This is a genomic window from Novosphingobium sp. 32-60-15 (assembly GCF_002280675.1).
Classification (GTDB): domain Bacteria; phylum Pseudomonadota; class Alphaproteobacteria; order Sphingomonadales; family Sphingomonadaceae; genus Novosphingobium.
Map to the genome: position 1 here is coordinate 34,026 of NZ_NCEN01000012.1, position 18,652 is coordinate 52,677.

Sequence of the window (18,652 nt, forward strand, 5' to 3'; positions counted from 1 at the left end):
CGCTGAAAATCATTTCAGCCAACCCGCTTCACGATACCATGCCGCTGTGGCGTGCAGGCCCATCTGCGTCTCCACTTGCGGCATCCACAATGCTGGCGGCGGCTGATTACCCTCACCCACGCGCCAATCGGGATGGCACATATAGCCGACCCGATCGAGTGTCAGCTTCGCGCCGTCACCCCGAAACCGCGCATCGAGGCTTGCGCCCCACCGCAGCACTTTTTCGGGCAGATTCAAAGCTGTCACCCGCTTTCCCACGGCAACGCCGATAGCCTTGGCAAGGGCGGTGTTGGTCCAGCCACCCGGTGTTCCATCGTCAGGCTCAAACGTAAGATGGGTCACGTCCTCACTGCCTGGTATCAGCGCCAAAAGCAGTCGGGCAAGATCGCTTACATGGATCAGCGACAAGTGCCCTTGCGGTGGCAATGGTACAATCCCGCGCCGCGCCAGCTTGAACAGTTCGAACATCTCGGTATCGCGCGGCCCGTAAACAGCAGGAGGCCGCACCACCGTCCAATCCAGACTGCTGGCTTTCACCACCTTTTCCCCGCGCAGCTTGGATTTGCCATAGACTGACAGGCCCGGCTCGCGCGCCGATAGCGACGAGACATGGACAAAGCGCGGAACGCCCGCATCGAGCGTGGCATTGACCACGTTCAACGTGCCCCAAACGTTGCCATCTTCAAAGCCCTGCGGGTCTGGTGCATTGACCACACCTGCAATGTTCAGCACCACGCTGGCCTTGCCCACAAGCCGCTGCAACGCGCGCCGGTCTGACAAATCACCCTGCACCCATTCCACGCCGGCCCGCGCTTCTTGCGGACGGCGCGCAAGGGCCCGGACTTCAATTCCGGCCCGGGCGGCATATTCGAGAACGGCCTGCCCGACGAACCCGGTGGCACCGGTAATCGCCAGCAATTCTGCTGCCATTACAACAGCACCATCTGGTCGCGATGGATCAAGGCCGAGCGTGGCGCATAGCCTAGCAACTCTTCGTGTTCGCGGCTCGGATGGCCCAGAATACGGGCGCATTCGGCCGCGTCATACTCGGACAAACCGCGAGCAAGCGTTTGCCCGTCCGGCCCCATCACCGCAATCGCGTCACCGCGCTGGAACTGGCCATCAACAGCAGTCACGCCTGCCGCCAGCAAGCTTGACCCACGCGCAAGTGCCGAAGCCGCCCCGGCATCGACATGTACTGCCCCGCGCATCCGCATTTTGCCGCCAAGCCAGGCCTTGCGCGCCTGCTTGCGTCCGCGCGGCAGGAACAGCGTGCCACGATCTGATCGCAACGCCTGCGCAATCGGTGAAACCGGTTGGCCGTCAATGATAGCCAACGCAATGCCCGCAAATTCTGCAATTTCAGCCGCTTGCAGCTTTGATGTCATCCCGCCAGAACCCAGCCCGGACGAAGACCCACCCGTAGCCATCGCGTGGATTTCCGGCGTCACGCCACGCACCACAGGAATGCGCACCGCATCCGGCTGGCGCGGATCACGGTCGTACAGGCCGTCAATGTCCGAAAGCAGCAGCACGGCGCTGGCCCCCGCTGCTTGCCCTACCCGCGCGGCAAGGCGATCATTGTCGCCAAAGCGGATTTCCTGGGTTGCTACCGAATCATTCTCGTTAATCACCGGCACCGCGCCTGCTGCCAACAAGGTGCCAAGCGTTGCCGTGACGTTGAGATAGCGCCGCCGGTCTTCAAGGTCTTCCAGCGTCAGCAATATTTGCGCCGCCGTCAGCCCATGCCCGGCCAGCAATTCTGCCCATAGCCCTGCCAAAGCAATCTGCCCGACCGAGGCCGCCGCTTGCGCATCGGACAAACTGCCGCGCCCGCCTTTGGCCAGCCCCAGCTTGCGCGCACCCAAGGCAATCGCGCCCGAAGACACGACGATCACTTCCTGACCCGCAGCCCGCGCCGCCGCAATCTCGGCCACCAGTGCCGCCAACCATTCGCGGCGCGGTTCGCCATCTTTGCCGACTAGCAGTGCCGATCCAACCTTGACCACGATCCGTGGGCAGGCGGCGGCGTCGGTCAATTGGGCAAGCTGGCGGATGTTCATATGAGAGCCGCTTAGGGTAATTGTGACGAGGCGTGAAGGTCTAGCGGTCGTATCTATGGCGCAGTCCGGCGATCAGATTGGCGACCACGGCTTTGCGTCATCAGCATCCTCAACCTCACCGGTCGGGCGTTCGGTGATCGTGGCTGCTGGCAAATGGCCCAGAACCGCATCAAGTAGCGCATCGATACCCTTGCCTGTTGCACCCGAGATCGGGAACACCATCTCCGCGCCTGCATCCAGCAATTCCTTGGTGAATGCCTGCACCAGTTCCTTGTCGACCAGATCGATCTTGTTCAGTGCAACCAAACGCGGCTTTTCACCCAAACCAGCGCCATAAGCTTCCAGTTCGCCTTCAACCACGTGCATGGCGTCAACCGGGTCAACATCGCTGTGGATATCAACCAGATGGATCAGCACACGGCAGCGTTCGATGTGGCCAAGGAAGCGATCGCCAATCCCTGCACCTTCTGCCGCGCCTTCGATCAGGCCCGGAATATCGGCCAAAACGAATTCACGGTTGCGATGCCGCACCACGCCCAATTGCGGGCGCAGCGTGGTGAACGCATATTCGCCGACTTTGGCCTTGGTGTTGGTGATCTGGTTGATGAAGGTTGATTTGCCTGCATTGGGCAAGCCGACAAGCCCCGCATCGGCCAGCAGTTTCAGCCGCAGCCAAACATACATTTCCTCACCCGGCCAGCCTGGGCCGCACTGGCGCGGCGCACGGTTGGTCGATGATTTGTACGAAGCATTGCCGCGCCCACCGTCACCACCGCGCAAAAGCACTACGCGCTCGCCAACTTCGGTCAGGTCAAGCAGCACCGTCTCGCGATCATCGTCAAGCACTTGAGTACCAACGGGAACGCGGATCACAAGATCTTCACCGCCCGCGCCCGTGCGATTGGCGCCTGCGCCGCCCATGCCGCGCTGTGCCTTGAAATGCTGGGTATAGCGGAAGTCGATCAGCGTGTTCAAACCGGCCACAGCTTCGAACACGATGTCGCCACCCTTGCCGCCATTGCCGCCATTGGGGCCGCCGTATTCTTCATACTTTTCACGCCGAAAGCTGACTGCGCCCGGGCCACCCATGCCGGAACGGATGAAGATTTTTGCTTGGTCGAGAAAATGCATGACGGGTTACTGATCCAACAACAGGCCCGAAAAAACTGCCAAAGCGAATGTTGCCGACAGAAAGAAACCGCGCAAGGCCTGCTTGAAACATGCGGTTCTGTTAATGCCTGACGGAGCCAACGGGGTTGCCCCCAAATTTACGCTATGGTCCCGTTACCGGCATTATTTCCAACGACAAATGCCGTCAGAGGCGCTGCCCATAGCGCAGCGCCTCTGTTGTGACCAGACTGATTCTTAATCGATCAAGTCGAAGGAGCCTCAGCTTCCGCCGGCACCGGACGTCGGACCAGCGGGGCGGGTTGCCGAAATATAGGGCGGTGCGGCCGAGACAGACGTCCCATAACGCGCTTCCCATTGCGCTAGGTCATTGCGGTAAGCCTCGTACCGGCGATAGAAATCGTCGAATACAACCTCGATGCTCGGCAGGCTGCGAACGGCAAACGGCTCTAGCTCGGCCGATTTTATCGCCATACCATCCAGCATGACCGCGTTCACGGCATCACAAAAATCGGTCAGCGTGGGCGGCAATGCGTAATGGTTGTAGACCGACGTGATATAGCTTTCGCGGGGCGCAATGTACTTTGCACCGTACCGTGTCTTGAACTCGGCATCGAGCTTCTTGTTGTATGCATTCAGTGTCTTGGCATGCGTCGTCAGGAAAGCTTTGTAACGTGGCAAGATGTCAACATGCTTTGGCGAGCTGCAGTTAAGCGCAGCCACATTATAGGCCGACCGCAAGTTCCACACGATCTGCGTGTTCGAAATGTCGCGATTGATCGATCTGCGCAAACCGCTCGCATCAGCGGGCGGAAGATAGATATTCCCGGAGGCCCCGTTTGGCGGCATCGGCTTTGGCGGAATTGCCACAACTTTGGGCGGCGGCGGCGGCGGTGGTGGTGGGGGAGCCTTCGGCGCGCAAGATGCCAAGCCAATGGCCAGCGCTGATACCATGAGTGATGGCGCTATCGCGCGCCGGATACAAAGCATTGGCGTTTCCCCAGATGATCCCGTTGGTCCAAGAACTTTCCGATTTGCAATCGGAACTTGGGCCCCGGATCCTTTCTGCAAGCTTAAAAAAATCCCTTAGCGCGACTGGAGCGCCAGAAGAAAGCCCTAGACGCAAAAAACCCGACGAACCGAAGGCCCGCCGGGTTATTGTTTGCGATCAGTTGAGCAAGATCAGCGACGCTCACCCATGAACTGCAGCAGGAACTGGAACATGTTGATGAAGTCGAGATAGAGGCTGAGCGCGCCAAGAACGACGGCCTTGCCTGCGAACTCTGTGCCCGCAACGTGAGCGTACTGTTCCTTGAGGCGCTGCGTATCATAGGCGGTGAGGCCTGCGAAGATCAGAACGCCAAGGAAGCTGATGGCCCAACCCAGACCGGACGACTTCAGGAATATATTGAGCAGCGAAGCGATCAGCAGGCCGAAAACACCCATGATCAGGAAGCTACCCATACCGGACAGGTCCTTCTTGGTGGTGTAGCCATACAAGCTCAGGCCGGCGAATGCACCTGCGGTTGCGAAGAAGGTGGTTGCGATTGAGGCGCCGGTGTAAACCAGAAAGATGGTCGACATCGACAGGCCCATCGCCACGGCAAAGCCCCAGAACATGCCCTGCAAGGCCGTAGTGGAGAATTTGTTTGCGCCAAAGCTCATGAACAATACGAAGGCCAGAGGTGCAAGCATTACCAGCCACATCAGCGGCGTGCCGGCAACAGCCTGGGTCATGCCCGAAGTTACTGCCATCAGCGCAACAATGCCTGAAAGCATGACACCCGAGGCCATGTAATTATAGATCGACAGCATGTGACGACGCAGACCCGCGTCGAACACTTCGCCGCGAGTTGACGTGCCGGAAAGGCTCGGAGACGCGCCGAAGCCCCTTCCGGTGGGCTGAGGGTCGTTCCAATTTGCCATTTTCAAAGCTCCGTTCTGTGACCCCAATGGCCACGTAGTGCGAATATCGGCATAGTATCGCGCGGTTTCAAGCGAAACCAGCAGAATCGGACCACAATGATTTGTAACGAATTGTTGCGGAGTTTAGCTGCGCGCCCGCGCCTGCTCTGTCATTTCGGCGCTTCGGTCCCGCGCGCCGCGCAAAGTATCCTCCATCAACAGCGCCAAACGGCGGTCTGCATCAAGGATATCGATGCCTACTTGCGTTACCCCACCTGGGCTGGCGACGCGGCGCGCCAATTCACCCGGCGAATGTTCGGACGCTGCGGCCAGCATGGCGGCCCCTTCAACCATCGACAAGGCCAAGCGGTCTGCTTGCGCGCGGGGCAGGCCCAACGCAGCAGCCCCTTCAGCCAAAGCATCGATAAAGCGATAGACGAATGCTGGCCCGGAACCTGCCAGCGCAGTCACGAGATCCATCTGATTTTCGCGGTCAAGCCACTCTGCCTGACCCAGCGGCGCCATCAGCGCATCTGTCTGCTCCCGCGCTGTACCGTCGGCATCGCCAAACAGCGCAATGGGCGATTTGCCCAGGGCCGCAGCCAAATTGGGCATCACCCGCACGATGGCCTTGGCAGCCGGAAACGCACTGCGCAAAGTGCCAAGATCAACGCCTGCAAGGATCGAAAGCAAAAGCGTTTCAGGGCCAACAAACGGCAGCACCATCGCCGCAGCATCAGGCAACTGTTGTGGCTTGAACCCGAGCAGCACCACATCAAACGCCGCCTCACCGGCAGGCGCTGCATCCAGCAAGCGCAGGCCTTCCGGCGCGGATTTCAAATAGGGATCGACGACCGTAAAACTTTCGGGCGCAACGCCACTGTCGAGCCAGCCCTTCAGCATGGCCCCACCCATATTGCCGCAGCCGAACTGGAGAAGCGTCATAGCCATCTGCGATCAAGCCTCGCCCGCTGCGTCAACCATTGCACTCGTCAATGCCTCGGCCGGGCTCTTGTCGCCCCACAGCACGAACTGGAACGCTGGATAAAACCGGTCGCATTCATCAACCGCAGCTTCAATCGCAGCTTGCGCCTGCCCCAAGCTCAACAACCCGTCATCGCCCAGCATCAGCCCATGCCGATATAGCAGCACCGAACCGTTGGACCAGATGTCAAAGTGGCCGATCCACACTTGTTCGTTGATCAGCGCCATCAGTTCGAAGACTACGCCTTTCTTGTCATCGGCAATGCGGATGTCGGGCAGACACAGGATCTGCAATACATGATCTTCGGCACGCCATATCGCGCGCACTTGGTAATTTGCCCATGACCCTTGAATTTCGCCGCTGACCTCGTCGTCCGAGACGAACTCGCAAGGCCAGCCGCGCGCCTCAAACAATGAGGCGATCATGTCGACCGGAGCCGCCTCATCGCGCTCATTGTCGTCATGGCCGGTCCGCATGGTACGTCCCCTGAACACTCGATGGGTCTCCCCGGATGGTCGGCCCCCGGCAAGGCGATATGCCCGACCTGCCGTCACCCGCATCCATGACGGGTTCACCCCCTTATGGACAATGACCGGTTAACAGGCGGTTGGGCAAAACTCGATAACCCTGTGGGAAAGCTGTGGACAAGGCGTGAACACATCACGGTCATGCCCAAGTTACTTCAACGCGAGTGTATCCACGGCTTGCCCGGCAGGACTTGTCCATTGGTAAGATGCCACACCATCTTTGCTAAGCTTCGTGATGAAGTCTTGCGCTGAAGCTTCGCTTTCAAACGGCCCCGTTAACAGACGGTAATTACTGCGCCATGGCGAAAGGTAGGGCTTACGGCCACGGAAAACCACCGGAGCTTCCTTCACTAACCGCCGCCATTCCTTGCCCATAACATCTTTGTTGGCACCGGTAAGCACCTGCACCCAGATCCGGCTCGGATGGCTTGGCGTTGCCTTTTTCGCTTTCGCGTCCTTGGCATCTTTTGCATCCTTGGCCGCCTTCTTGGGATCTTTGGCGGCGGTCTTGGCGTCTTTGGGGATGGCCTTTTCCGGTTCCTTGGCGCTGGTCCGCGAAACATCGGTAGGTCCATCGGGACGCTCGCCACGCGGATCAGCTTTGGGAGGCTTGGCCACCGGTTTGGGCGCGATTTTGGTAATGTCCACCGCTTCCACAGGAGCCTGACGTTCTTCTGCAGGTGGCGTGAACGTCTTGAACAGGCTGGCAAAATCAGCAGGCCGGTCAGGCGCGGCGGTACTTGGGCTCACCGCCGTGGTCACCACACCTGAAGGCACCGACGAAACGGCCTGCGGTGCTGCCGCTTCCACTTGCACCTGCTGGGATGGCGCAGGCGACGAAGCTACAGGTGATGCCGCAGCAACGGTCGTAGTCCCGCCCATCAACGCCAGATCAAACCCGGGCGCAGGAATTGGCGCGGCAGCCTTTAGCAAGGTTTCTGTCGGGCTTGTAACGGCAGCCGTCGGCGTTTCCGCCGTCGCAAGGCGAACAGGTGCTGGCTGGGGCTTGACTTGAACAGGCGCTGGAACTGGAGTCGGTGCCGCCGCCGGCGCCGGCGTTGGCGTTGGCGTCTGTATTGGAGCCTGCACTGGCGCTGACGTAACCTGTGTCCCAAACCCGCCTGTCGGCACCGGGACACTGGTTGATTGCGCAGGGCGGATCGCAGGAACTGCCGGGCGAGGCGCTCCGGGCGGAAGATCGAGCACGGACAAAACGCCCGTCCTTGCAGGCGGCGTCACAGCACGCGGCACTGGCACCGGAACAGCGGGCCGGATCGCAACGGTCTGCGCAGGCGGAAGTGGCGCTGCACTTTGCACCGTCGCTTTTGGTTGCATCGTTGAGATCATTGGCCTGACAGGCGTAGCCGACGCAATCTGCTGCTCTTCACGCCCCGGACGACGGCGCTTTTCACGGCTTGGCTTGGACGAACCTGCCGCCGGGCCAAGCGCAGTTCCCGATGGAATCAAGCCTGCTTCGGCCATGCGCGGACGACGCGGATTGAGCGCTGTATATTGCACAATCCCCGGATCATCGCGGCCAATATCAGCAGCCCTTGGAAAGCGCCCGAAGTTTGCTGCCGCTGCCTGCTGCGCCGGGGTCAAGCGCGGCATATACCGCAAATAGGGTGCAATTCCGGCAGCCAAATCCTGCGGCATAGACGCATAAGCAACCGCGACGGCTTCATCCGGCCCGCCCGTAACCGCCATCACGAATGTGCGGGTCCGCCAGGTTGGCCGATCTTGCCGGTTGATAAGCGGCGCGATCAGCGCCTCTGCTCCGCGGCGGTCACCTGAAATCGCAAGGCTCAACGCATAGCGACGCGTTGTTTCATCGTCAGGCCCCTTGCTCAACGCAACAGGGTACCAGCGTTGTGCACGGCCATTATCGCCGACAAGATCATAAGCCAGTGCACGGTCTGCAGCCATGGCCGCCGTATCCGCTCCGGCTCGCTCAGCCTCATCAAAGGCACGAACAGCCTCAACCGGATTTTCAGCCACAAGATAGGCCTTGCCCATCAGCATCTTTGAACGGGAATTGCCCGGCTGAAGTTCGTTCGCCCGCGTCAGAAATCCGATTGCTGCATCACTATCACCCAACCGGAGAGCAGCTTCCGCAGCATCATAGAGCGCTGAAACATTGCGCGGATCGGCGGCCAAACGGGCAAGCGCTGCGTTCAATTCACGGCTGGCACTGGGCGCTGTGGATTGCACCACCGGGCGCGAAACCGTGACAGGACCATCGGGATTGTCATCGACTTGGGCCAATGCCGCGGGCGCCACTGCCGCCAAGAGCAGGGCCAGCGATAGCCTGTAGCCTGAGGCTGCAAGGCCTGGCGCGCATGTAAAACGAATCGTCATCCAGCAGCGCTCATACAGACCTGAATATGAAGCGGCGGCAACAACGGGCCGCCGCTTCGATAAGACTTACTGGTTGTTCTGACGGCCAAGAAAGCGCGGGATATTCAACGCGCTGCCGTCATCACCGTCATCGTCATCGCGATTTCCGCGTGACAAGTTGGCCATACGTTCAAACAGGGTGCTTCCCCCGCCAGCAGGTTTGGGAACCGGTTCTTCCATCGGCTGACCAAGGCGTGGCATCGCCGGTTCAGCAAATGGCGCTTGTTCCGCCGGTGCTTCAAGCCCGCCAAGCAGCAGTTCATCAGCCTGCGATTCGGCTGGTGCTTCCTGCGCTTCTGACAGGTTGAGGGTCATATCGTAGTCCTGCGGCTGCGCGGCCACTGGCTGTGTTTGATCAACAGGCGGTGCAAAGCCGGGCTGCGGTGCAGGTTCTGTTGCAACAGGTGGCGGCGCGAATGTCGGCACTGTTGATGCTGATGCCGGCACTGCTGGCCCACGCGATGTGGACGGCATCGTCATTGGACGCGAGGCGACCTCTGCCTGTTCCGCGCTTTGTTCAATTCCGGTTGCGACAACCGATACGCGGATTTTGCCGTCAAGGTTGGGGTTAAACGCCGAACCCCAGATGATGTTGGCGTTTGGATCAACCAGTTCACGGATATGATTGGCCGCTTCGTCCACTTCGAGCAGTTTCATATCATCGCCACCGATGATCGAAATGATGACGCCCTTTGCACCCTGCATCGACACGCCATCAAGCAGCGGGTTGGCAATAGCACGTTCAGCCGCTTCGAGCGCACGGTTCGGGCCTTCGCCTTCGCCTGTGCCCATCATCGCCTTGCCCATTTCGCCCATGACCGAACGCACGTCGGCAAAGTCGAGGTTGATCAGGCCGGGCATGACCATCAAATCGGTAATCGAGCGTACACCCTGCTGCAGCACTTCGTCGGCAAGCTGGAAGGCTTCCTTGAAGGTCGTTTCCGCTTTTGCCACCAGGAACAGGTTCTGGTTGGGGATGACGATCAGCGTATCGACGTGCTTTTGCAACTCTTCGATGCCGCTTTCAGCCGCGCGCATGCGGCGCGTACCTTCAAACAGGAACGGCTTGGTCACGACGCCGACCGTCAACACGCCCTTGCGACGCGCGGCTTCGGCGATCACGGGCGCAGCGCCGGTGCCTGTGCCGCCGCCCATACCGGCAGCGATGAACACCATGTGCACGCCTTCCAGCGAACGCTCAAGATCTTCGATCGTTTCTTCAGCGGCAGCACGGCCCACTTCCGGACGCGCACCCGCGCCAAGACCCTGGGTAATATCAGGGCCCAACTGGATACGGTTTTCCGCGATGGAATTGTTCAGCGCCTGCGCGTCTGTGTTGACGACGACAAAGTCGACGCCTTCGATCTTGGCGTTGATCATGTTCGCGATGGCATTGCCGCCCGCGCCGCCAACTCCGATCACCGTAATCCGGGGACGAAGTTCGTCAATTGCCGGCGGTCCGATGTTGATGCTCATTGTCGGTCTCCCAAACGGGTCAGTCATCCGCCGATCATGGCGTAACAAAATACTCTGTTAACCTCTGGCACAAGGAACGCCAACGAATCAAAGGCCGAACAACCTTTTCCACAGGTTGCAGCACTATGACTGCCGCAAATACTGCCATTTCCGTTGAGGAACCCCTGATAAGGCCCTCAAAAGTAATCTTTCAGTGCCCGCCCCAGCCGATTCAATAGCTCCATGCCCTTATAACTGCCGCTGGGCTTATAGGGCGAACCAATGGTGCGAATGTCGACAGGATCGGCCGCTGCGAACAGCACGAGTCCCACCAAAGTCGAAGAACTGGGCGTTGCGTGGCCGGGCGGCAGACCCAGCATGGTTGGCGGAGAACCAATCCGCACAGGCCGCCCCAAGGCTGACTGCGCATAATCGGCAAGGCCGGGCAATTGCGCACCACCGCCAGTCAGCACCACTTGCTGCCCGGTTTGTCCGACAAAGCCCATCGCTTTCAGCGCTTTGGACACCTCTTCAGTGAAAAAGCCCAGTTGCTGGGTAATCACCGAAATCAATTCTGCGCGCGGAATGCGGTTCTTGTCATCGGCATGACGCGCCACTGGCCCGCCTTCGGGATCGCCCGGGGCATTCACCGGTATCATCTCGCGGTGATCGGCAGGGCTGGCAATGGCGGAACCTGACATGCATTTAAGCCGCTCTGCCTGATACCTGCGGATACCAAAAGCCGAAGCAATGGCATCGGTAATGTCGCCCGAACCGTATTGGATGACCATCATGCCCAGCAACATGCCGGCAGCATAGACCGAAACGGTCGTCACCTCGGCGCCAAACTCCACCAGCGCCACACCAAGTTCGCGCTCTTCGGGCGTCAAACACGCATGACCTGTGGCAATCGGCGATGCCACTACCGTTTCAACATCGAGGTGCGCGTTCTGCACGGCTTCCCGCAAGTTGCGGATCGGCGCGCCATCGGCAAGCATCACATGGATATCAACCGCCAACCGCTCGGCATGCAGCCCTTTCGGATTGGGTACGCCGTGCGCGCCATCCAGCGTGTAATGTGCCGGTTGCGCGTGAAGCACAGTGCGGCCATCGGGTTCGATCATCTCGCGCCCGGCCACCAGCAAATGCTCGATATCGTCCTGTTCGATCCGCCGGCCGCCAATGTCCACTTCGACCCGCGTGGTCGTGCTGGCAAGCCCTGCCCCGGAACAGCCGATCCACACCTTCTGGATGCCGATGTTCGCCATTTTTTCAGCGCGTTCAATCGCATCGCGGACAGAATGTGTGGCTGCCTGCATATCGGTCACATAGCCACGCTTGATCCCTTGTGCAGCGCGGTGGCCCGATCCCAGCACCACCATTTCGCCTGTTTCGGAAAGCCCCGCAATCATCGCGGACACACGAAACGAGCCGATGTTTACGGCAGCAAAAACCTTTGAAATACGGGGCGCGGCCATAACTGTCGCTTATCCCTCATCAGACTTGGCATCAGCCGCCGCATTGGCCTTCGCACGCTTTGCCTCGGCCTTGGCCTGATCGACTGTGCGCTTTTCCTCCGCAACTTCATCAGCATGGCCGGGGACGCGCATGTAAATCCGGTCCGGCGCGCGCATATCGAACGCCGCAACCTTACCGCCCAACAGGCGATTGACGCCGTCCATCCGCGCAAAGCTCAACAGCGCACCCGCGGCCTTCTCATCGCCTTCGGGCAGGACCAGAACTTGTCCGGTCTTGAACGTCAGGTTCCAGCGGCGATTGCCCACCCATTCGGCTTCCGAAACCTGTGGCTTCAACGCGGGAGCCGCTTCCAGAAGGTGCGACAAGTCCTCAACCTGCTGTCCCACACCGGGGCCTGCCAAAACCAGCATGCCCTTGGCGCGGTCTTTCTTGATCGGCTCCAGTTCGGCACCGGTCTCATCGATCAGCACCATGCGATCAGGTTTGCGCAACACCGCATGGGGGCTGCGCTCGACAATGTCGATCACCAGCGTATCGGGCAACTTGCGCGATACGCGGGCATCTTTCACCCACGGCAATTCGTTCAACTCATCACGCAATCCGCCCAGATCGAGCGTGGTCATCGCGCGGTCGTTCTGGCCAAGAATACGTTCGTAAATCTTCAACTCGTTCATGCGGTTGACGCCGCGCACTTCAAGATGGCTCACCTTGAAACCGGCATCAGAAGCGATGATCGCCGCTTGCTCCGATGCCAGCGCCGGGATGCCCGCCATCACCGCCACCGTCCAGACGATAGCTGCTGCCACCGCCAGCACGATCGTCATCACAATCTTGTGCAGCGTCTCTTCGCCAAACGGCAGCCAAAGCATCACGTTATCAAGAAGCGAGCCTGTTTGCTGACGCGCGGTTTGCACCTTGCGCTGCGTGTTGCGCGCCGCTGCTGCGCGCCGCACACCTTTGCCGCCCCGCTTGATCGTCTGCGCCATGATGATCAGCCCTTTCCGGAATCGTTAAGCGCTTCGGCGATGATTGCCTCGACCAGATCGGGGTAATCCATACCCAACGCCTTGGCCTGTTCGGGTACTAGGCTCAGCGGGGTCATCCCCGGCTGGGTGTTCACCTCAAGCAGGAACAAGCCCTCGACGCCCTGACTGTCATCCCAGCGAAAGTCTGCACGGCTCGTGCCCTTGCAGCCCAGCAATTGGTGCGCGCGCAGAGCAATGTCCTTGCACGCTTGGGTAATCTCATCAGGAATCTGTGCCGGGCAGATGTGGTCTGTCATGCCTTCGGTATACTTGGCATCAAAGTCATAGAAGCCGGACTTCGGCTTCAATTCGGTGACAAGCAAGGCGCGGTCGCCAATCACCGCCGTGGTCAGCTCCAGCCCGCGAATGAACGGTTCGGCTAGGAGTTCGTCAAATTCCTGCCAAGGGCCAACAGCATCGGCCCTGATCGGATTGCCATAGTTCCCCTCGGCCGTCACAATGGCCACGCCGACCGACGATCCTTCGTTCACCGGCTTCAAAACATAAGGGCGCGGCAACGGATCACCGCGATACAACTCTTCGGTGCGAACGATACGCCCGCCCGGCATCGGAATACCATGCGGTACCAGCGCCTGCTTGGTCAGTTCCTTGTCAATCGCGATGACCGACGTGGCCAAGCCTGAATGCGTATAAGTCAGCCCCATGATGTCCATCAGGCCCTGGATCGAACCATCCTCGCCCGGTGTGCCATGCAAGGCATTGAACACCACGTCCGGCTTCACCTCAGCCAAACGCAAGGCAACATCGCGGTCCATATCGATCCGCGTCACCTTATGCCCCTTGGACTCAAGCGCCTTCGCCACGCCCTCGCCCGACATCAGCGAGACAGCCCGCTCGCTGGACCAGCCGCCCATCAGCACCGCGACATGAAGTTTCGGAAGTGTCACGGCCTGCCAATCCTCTTGATTTCCCATTCCAGATCCACGCCGGAGTTCTGTTTCACCCGGCGACGGACCTCCTCGCCCAATTCTTCGATCTCGGCGCTCGTCCCCTCGCCGGTGTTGATCAGGAAATTGGTGTGCTTCTCGCTCACTTGCGCGCCACCGATGGTCAAGCCCCGGCAACCCGCCTTGTCGACCAGTTCCCACGCCTTGCCGCCATCGGGGTTCTTGAAAGTTGACCCGCCCGTTTTCGACCGCAGCGGCTGAGATGCCTCGCGCGCTGCACTGATGCGGTCCATCTCGATCTGGATCGCTGCCGGATCACCCGGCTCACCGCGAAACCGTGCGGCAACAACCACGCAGCCATCGACAAGATCAGAGTGCCGGTATGTGTAGCCAAGTTCCGAAAGCGGCAGCGTCGCGATCTCGCCCGAACGGATCACAACGTCGCAATCGATCAGCACATCCTTCACTTCACGCCCATAAGCGCCACCATTCATGCGCACAAAGCCCCCTACGGTGCCGGGGATCGAACGCAGGAATTCAAGACCGGCGATGCCATTGTCGCGCGCGGTCGATGACACAAGAATGCCGCTCGCCCCACCCCCGCAATTCAATGTAACCGCGTCCACTTTTTCAACTTTGGCAAAGGCCTTGCCCAGCCGGATCACAACCCCCGGAACCCCGCCGTCGCGCACGATCAGGTTGGAGCCAAGACCCAGTGCCATCACCGGTACATCCGGCGCCAGACCTGCAAGGAACTCTTGCAGATCAGCCACATCCTTGGGCTCAAACAGCCAATCCGCCGTGCCGCCGGACTTGAACCACACCAGCGGCGCAAGTGGTGCGTCGGGCGTCAGCTTTCCGCGAACGGATGGAAGCGCGAGCGGGCTCACTCTCAAGCCCTCTCACGCACAATCGCATCAGCCAGACCGGCAGCCCACTTGGTAATATCGCCCGCGCCAAGGCAAACGACCATATCACCTGCCTGCACCACACCCGCCAATTCCTTGGCCAAAGCATCAGCACCATCAATCAGATGCGCAGAGCGGTGGCCACGCGCTTTCACGCCTTCAACCATTGCGCCGCTATCAACGCCATCAATCGGCTGTTCACCGGCGGGATAGACCGGCGCTGCATAGACAATATCGGCGTCATTGAACGCGCCTTGGAATTCTTCCATGTGATCGCGCAGACGGGTGAACCGGTGGGGCTGCACCACGGCAATCACCCGGCCTTGCACACCCTCGCGCGCAGCGGCGAGCACGGCACGGATTTCAACTGGATGGTGTCCGTAATCGTCAATGACGGTGACCGAACCTGCACCAACCGCAACTTCACCCACCTTGGTAAAGCGGCGCTTGACGCCGCCAAACTTGGCAAAGCCCGTGCAAATCAAGTTGTCCGAAACACCCATTTCAACGGCGACAGCGACGGCAGCAAGCGCGTTCTGCACGTTGTGCCGCCCCGGCATCGGCAGTTCGATACCATCGATCCGGCGGAACGAACCATCACGCTGGCGCAGCATCACGTCAAAGCGATTGCCGCCCGGAATAGGCGTGACAGCCTCGCCGCGCACATCGGCCTGGGCGGAAAACCCGTAAGTCACCACGCGGCGGTCGCGCACTTTGGGGATGATCGCCTGCACTTCGGGATGATCGATGCACAGCATGGCCGCGCCATAAAACGGCACGTTTTCGATAAATTCGACAAAAGCTGACTTCACTTTATCGAAGCTGCCGTAATGATCGAGATGTTCAGGATCGATGTTGGTGACAACCGCCAGCGTTCCATCAAGCCGCAGGAACGAACCATCGCTCTCGTCAGCCTCAACCACCATCCAGTCGCTATCGCCCAACCGCGCGTTCGAACCGTAGGAATTGATGATACCGCCGTTGATCACCGTCGGGTCCACACCGCCCGCATCCAGCAGGCACGCGATCATCGACGTCGTCGTGGTTTTCCCATGTGTTCCGGCAACAGCAACCGTGCTTTTCAACCGCATCAGTTCGGCAAGCATTTCCGCACGGCGCACCACCGGAATGCGGCCCTCAAGGGCGGCGACAACTTCGGGGTTATCGCGCTTTACCGCGGTGGACGTTACCACAACCGCCACGCCATCCACGTTTTCGGCGCGCTGGCCGATCATCACCTTGATCCCGCGCGAACGCAAACCTTCAACGACATAGCTTTCCGCCATGTCGGACCCCTGCACCACATAACCCATGTTGTGCATGACTTCAGCAATGCCGGACATGCCGATGCCGCCAATGCCGACAAAGTGGATGGTCCCTATTTCCGTGCCGACGCCCTTCACTTTTGCGCTCCTGTTGCGCATGCGTGCTTCGACAGGCTCAGCACGAGCGGGCTTTGGCTATTCTGTTTCCGCTCATCCTGAGCTTGTCGAAGGATCATGCCAGTTGCTCCTGCCCTGAAGCCGCCGTTGCGCGGGTATCAACGCGCATCACGTCCATGATCGGTTCTGCACCGAAGCTTTCGACCAGATCGGCCAAATCGCTGACGGCATTGGGCAATCCGCAATTCCATGCGGCATGGGCGGCGTTGGCGAGCGTGTGGGGATGTAGCGCCATGGTCTGGATTTGCTTGGCAAGTTCCTTGGGGGTGAAGCCGCTTTGGCGAATGGCCCGCGCACCGCCAGCCGCAACAATCTCGCGCGTATTCGCAGCCTGATGATCGTCAGTCGCAATCGGCAGCGGAATGAGAATGGCAGGGCGGCCGACTGCGGTCAGTTCAGCTATTGTCGATGCACCGGCACGACCGATAAACAAATGCGCCGCCGCAAGCCGTCCCTGCATATCTTCAAAGTATGTGCCGAGTTCAGCCGGAATTTCGTGAGCGGCATAGCGCGCACGGACCGCTTCCAGATCTTCCGCGCGGCACTGTTGGGTTACTTGCAAACGATGGCGCAATGAAGGCGGAAGCATGGCCAGCCCGTCAGGAACGACCTCGGACAACACCGAAGCCCCCTGACTGCCGCCGGTTACCAGCACGCGAAACAGGCCGTCCTCGGTAAACTCGGGGAAAGGATCGCCGCGCAGCGCCAGCACTTCGGGCCGCACCGGATTGCCGACGCGGTGGACTTTGCCCCACAGCTTGGGATCAAGCCGCTCAACCTCGCCATACGCCGTCGCAATTGCGTTCACGCGCTTGGCAAGGAAGCGGTTGACGCGGCCGAGCACGGCGTTCTGTTCATGAACGACTGTCGGAATTTTGGCCGACCGCGCCGCCAAAAGAGCAGGCAACGCCGGATAGCCGCCAAAGCCAATCACGCACGAAGGCTCAAAGCTTTCGAACAGGCGCAGTGCCATGGCGCGGCCCTGCCAGATCGCACGAAGCCCCTTCCACAAGGCCAACGGGTTTTTGCCAAGCCGTCCGGCGGGCAAAACGTGCGCCGGCAGGAAATCGGGCTTACCGGGGATTTTCGCTCCCCGATCATCTGTAACCAGCGCCACATGATGGCCACGCCGCTCAAGCTCTACCGCCAGCGCAAACGCCGGAATAAGGTGGCCGCCGGTGCCACCTGCAGCAAGCACATAGTGTCTGGAAACGCCGGTCATCTTTGTGTGAAATCCGAAATGTCGAACTTTTCCCGCGAAAGGTAGGGGTTGCGGCGCGTAATCGCCAACAACAGGCCCATGCCCAAAAGCAGCGCGATGGTCGATGATCCGCCATAGCTGATAAGGGGCAAAGTCATGCCTTTCGATGGGAAAAGTTGCAAGTTCACCAGAATATTGATGAAGGCCTGTCCCACCAGTTGCGCGGTCAGACCCGCAGCAGCAAGGATCGTGAACAAGTCTTCCTCGTCGAGCAGGCGCATCAACACGCGCAGCGCAATCACGCAATAGACGATCACCACAACCGCGCAGGCAACTAACCCGAATTCCTCACCGATTACCGAAAAAATGTAATCGGTGTGCGCTTCGGGCAAGGCATTCTTGCGGCTGCCAAGCCACAAACCGGCCCCGCTCCACCCGCCGTTGAGCAAAGTGCGCATCGCCAGATCAACCTGATCGAACTCGCTACCGCCGGATATAAAGCTGTCGATGCGGTGCGTTGCGTTAGGATAAAACAGATAGGCCGCAATCACGACCAGAACACCACCGCCAAAGGACCACAGCACACGATGCGCTGAAAGCCCGGAAAGCAGAACGAGAACAAACCACACACCACCGAACAGGATCGTGGAACCAAAATCGGGTTGCGCCATAAGCAGCATCCCGACCAGACCCATAATTGCAAATGTAATGCCGATCACCGGAATGTTCGGATCACGCACCCGCCATGACAAGATCCACGCAATCGCAATGGCAAAGCCGGGCTTGAGGAATTCGGACGGCTGCAAGCTGAAGCCGATCCACAACCAACGCTTGGCCCCTTTCACTTCGCTGCCCACCAACGGGACAAGGACAAGAGCGAGAACCATCACGGCGGCAAGAATGATTGCGGCCCGTCGCGCAGCGTCTTTGGGCAGGACAGAGGCAAAGAACATTGCCACCAGCCCGACAGCGACCCAGCGCAAATGTATCCAGAAAAAGTAGAGATCACCCAGCGATTTGGCTGCGGTTGACAGCCGCTTGGCACTGGCTGGCGAGGCCGCTGCAACCGCGATTGAACCGATCACCACCAGAAACAGGATGAGGCCAAGCAGCATCCGGTCAATTTCGCGCCACCAGATCAACAATTCGCTGCGGCGGCTGCGACGGAAGCGTGAACCATGTCCGACAACGCGAACGCCCCCTTCGGGCATAGGCGTCGTAATCAGGCG

Annotated in this window: 16 protein-coding genes; all 16 read right to left on the bottom strand. The window is 59.8% G+C overall.

Annotation, left to right across the window (positions count from 1 at the left end; all coding sequences use genetic code 11):
* Nucleotides 1-9: 9 nt before the first annotated feature.
* Nucleotides 10-930, bottom strand: coding sequence for an NAD-dependent epimerase/dehydratase family protein (locus B7Y89_RS10415; RefSeq protein ID WP_292938265.1), 921 nt, complete (start codon nt 928-930; stop codon nt 10-12).
* A complete protein-coding gene (proB, locus tag B7Y89_RS10420) occupies nt 930-2,063 on the bottom strand; it encodes a glutamate 5-kinase (protein ID WP_292938267.1) in 1,134 nt (377 codons plus the stop codon). The genes B7Y89_RS10415 and proB overlap by 1 nt, the downstream gene beginning before the upstream one ends.
* Nucleotides 2,064-2,135: 72 nt before the next feature.
* Nucleotides 2,136-3,194 (bottom strand): GTPase ObgE, encoded by a 1,059-nt coding sequence (gene obgE, locus B7Y89_RS10425; protein WP_292938269.1) that lies wholly within the window; start codon nt 3,192-3,194, stop codon nt 2,136-2,138.
* A 258-nt stretch (nt 3,195-3,452) separates the two neighbouring features.
* Nucleotides 3,453-4,181, bottom strand: coding sequence for a hypothetical protein (locus B7Y89_RS10430; RefSeq protein WP_292938271.1), 729 nt, complete (start codon nt 4,179-4,181; stop codon nt 3,453-3,455).
* A gap of 192 nt (nt 4,182-4,373) precedes the next feature.
* Nucleotides 4,374-5,117: a Bax inhibitor-1/YccA family protein gene (locus tag B7Y89_RS10435; RefSeq protein ID WP_292938273.1), complete on the bottom strand. Its 744-nt coding sequence runs from the start codon at nt 5,115-5,117 to the stop codon at nt 4,374-4,376.
* A gap of 123 nt (nt 5,118-5,240) precedes the next feature.
* The gene (locus B7Y89_RS10440) at nt 5,241-6,041 is read right to left on the bottom strand and encodes a pyrroline-5-carboxylate reductase (protein ID WP_292938452.1); all 801 of its coding nucleotides are present in this window, start codon (nt 6,039-6,041) and stop codon (nt 5,241-5,243) included.
* A 12-nt stretch (nt 6,042-6,053) separates the two neighbouring features.
* Nucleotides 6,054-6,557 carry a YbjN domain-containing protein gene (locus tag B7Y89_RS10445; protein WP_292938454.1) on the bottom strand — a complete coding sequence of 168 codons (504 nt, stop codon included), beginning with the start codon at nt 6,555-6,557 and terminating at the stop codon, nt 6,054-6,056.
* Nucleotides 6,558-6,758: 201 nt separating this feature from the next.
* On the bottom strand, nt 6,759-8,966 hold the full coding sequence (locus tag B7Y89_RS10450) for an SPOR domain-containing protein (RefSeq protein ID WP_292938275.1): 2,208 nt from the start codon (nt 8,964-8,966) through the stop codon (nt 6,759-6,761).
* Nucleotides 8,967-9,032: 66 nt separating this feature from the next.
* Nucleotides 9,033-10,481 carry a cell division protein FtsZ gene (gene ftsZ / locus B7Y89_RS10455; RefSeq protein ID WP_292938277.1) on the bottom strand — a complete coding sequence of 483 codons (1,449 nt, stop codon included), beginning with the start codon at nt 10,479-10,481 and terminating at the stop codon, nt 9,033-9,035.
* 176 nt (nt 10,482-10,657) lie between these two features.
* Nucleotides 10,658-11,938 carry a cell division protein FtsA gene (gene ftsA, locus B7Y89_RS10460; protein ID WP_292938279.1) on the bottom strand — a complete coding sequence of 427 codons (1,281 nt, stop codon included), beginning with the start codon at nt 11,936-11,938 and terminating at the stop codon, nt 10,658-10,660.
* A 9-nt stretch (nt 11,939-11,947) separates the two neighbouring features.
* Nucleotides 11,948-12,925 carry an FtsQ-type POTRA domain-containing protein gene (locus B7Y89_RS10465; protein WP_292938281.1) on the bottom strand — a complete coding sequence of 326 codons (978 nt, stop codon included), beginning with the start codon at nt 12,923-12,925 and terminating at the stop codon, nt 11,948-11,950.
* Between the two features lie 5 nt (nt 12,926-12,930).
* Nucleotides 12,931-13,872 (bottom strand): D-alanine--D-alanine ligase, encoded by a 942-nt coding sequence (locus B7Y89_RS10470; RefSeq protein ID WP_292938283.1) that lies wholly within the window; start codon nt 13,870-13,872, stop codon nt 12,931-12,933.
* Nucleotides 13,869-14,762: a UDP-N-acetylmuramate dehydrogenase gene (murB, locus tag B7Y89_RS10475; protein WP_292938285.1), complete on the bottom strand. Its 894-nt coding sequence runs from the start codon at nt 14,760-14,762 to the stop codon at nt 13,869-13,871. Before murB ends, B7Y89_RS10470 begins: the two co-directional genes overlap by 4 nt.
* Before the next feature lie 2 nt (nt 14,763-14,764).
* Entirely contained in the window at nt 14,765-16,183 is a 1,419-nt protein-coding gene (gene murC, locus B7Y89_RS10480) for a UDP-N-acetylmuramate--L-alanine ligase (RefSeq protein WP_292938287.1), read from the bottom strand.
* 94 nt (nt 16,184-16,277) lie between these two features.
* Complete coding sequence (murG, locus tag B7Y89_RS10485; protein WP_292938289.1) at nt 16,278-17,444, bottom strand: undecaprenyldiphospho-muramoylpentapeptide beta-N-acetylglucosaminyltransferase; 1,167 nt, start codon at nt 17,442-17,444, stop codon at nt 16,278-16,280.
* The gene (locus B7Y89_RS10490) at nt 17,441-18,634 is read right to left on the bottom strand and encodes an FtsW/RodA/SpoVE family cell cycle protein (protein ID WP_292938456.1); all 1,194 of its coding nucleotides are present in this window, start codon (nt 18,632-18,634) and stop codon (nt 17,441-17,443) included. Before B7Y89_RS10490 ends, murG begins: the two co-directional genes overlap by 4 nt.
* Nucleotides 18,635-18,652 lie beyond the last annotated feature (18 nt).

Excerpts from the sequence above, each read along its gene's own strand:
- B7Y89_RS10415 (WP_292938265.1), bottom strand. The coding sequence starts at position 930 with ATGGCAGCAGAATTGCTGGCGATTACCGGTGCCACCGGGTTCGTCGGG.
- proB (WP_292938267.1), bottom strand. The coding sequence starts at position 2,063 with ATGAACATCCGCCAGCTTGCCCAATTGACCGACGCCGCCGCCTGCCCA.
- obgE (WP_292938269.1), bottom strand. The coding sequence starts at position 3,194 with ATGCATTTTCTCGACCAAGCAAAAATCTTCATCCGTTCCGGCATGGGT.
- B7Y89_RS10430 (WP_292938271.1), bottom strand. The coding sequence starts at position 4,181 with ATGCTTTGTATCCGGCGCGCGATAGCGCCATCACTCATGGTATCAGCG.
- B7Y89_RS10435 (WP_292938273.1), bottom strand. The coding sequence starts at position 5,117 with ATGGCAAATTGGAACGACCCTCAGCCCACCGGAAGGGGCTTCGGCGCG.
- B7Y89_RS10440 (WP_292938452.1), bottom strand. The coding sequence starts at position 6,041 with ATGACGCTTCTCCAGTTCGGCTGCGGCAATATGGGTGGGGCCATGCTG.
- B7Y89_RS10445 (WP_292938454.1), bottom strand. The coding sequence starts at position 6,557 with ATGCGGACCGGCCATGACGACAATGAGCGCGATGAGGCGGCTCCGGTC.
- B7Y89_RS10450 (WP_292938275.1), bottom strand. The coding sequence starts at position 8,966 with ATGACGATTCGTTTTACATGCGCGCCAGGCCTTGCAGCCTCAGGCTAC.
- ftsZ (WP_292938277.1), bottom strand. The coding sequence starts at position 10,481 with ATGAGCATCAACATCGGACCGCCGGCAATTGACGAACTTCGTCCCCGG.
- ftsA (WP_292938279.1), bottom strand. The coding sequence starts at position 11,938 with ATGGCCGCGCCCCGTATTTCAAAGGTTTTTGCTGCCGTAAACATCGGC.
- B7Y89_RS10465 (WP_292938281.1), bottom strand. The coding sequence starts at position 12,925 with ATGGCGCAGACGATCAAGCGGGGCGGCAAAGGTGTGCGGCGCGCAGCA.
- murG (WP_292938289.1), bottom strand. The coding sequence starts at position 17,444 with ATGACCGGCGTTTCCAGACACTATGTGCTTGCTGCAGGTGGCACCGGC.
- B7Y89_RS10490 (WP_292938456.1), bottom strand. The coding sequence starts at position 18,634 with ATGCCCGAAGGGGGCGTTCGCGTTGTCGGACATGGTTCACGCTTCCGT.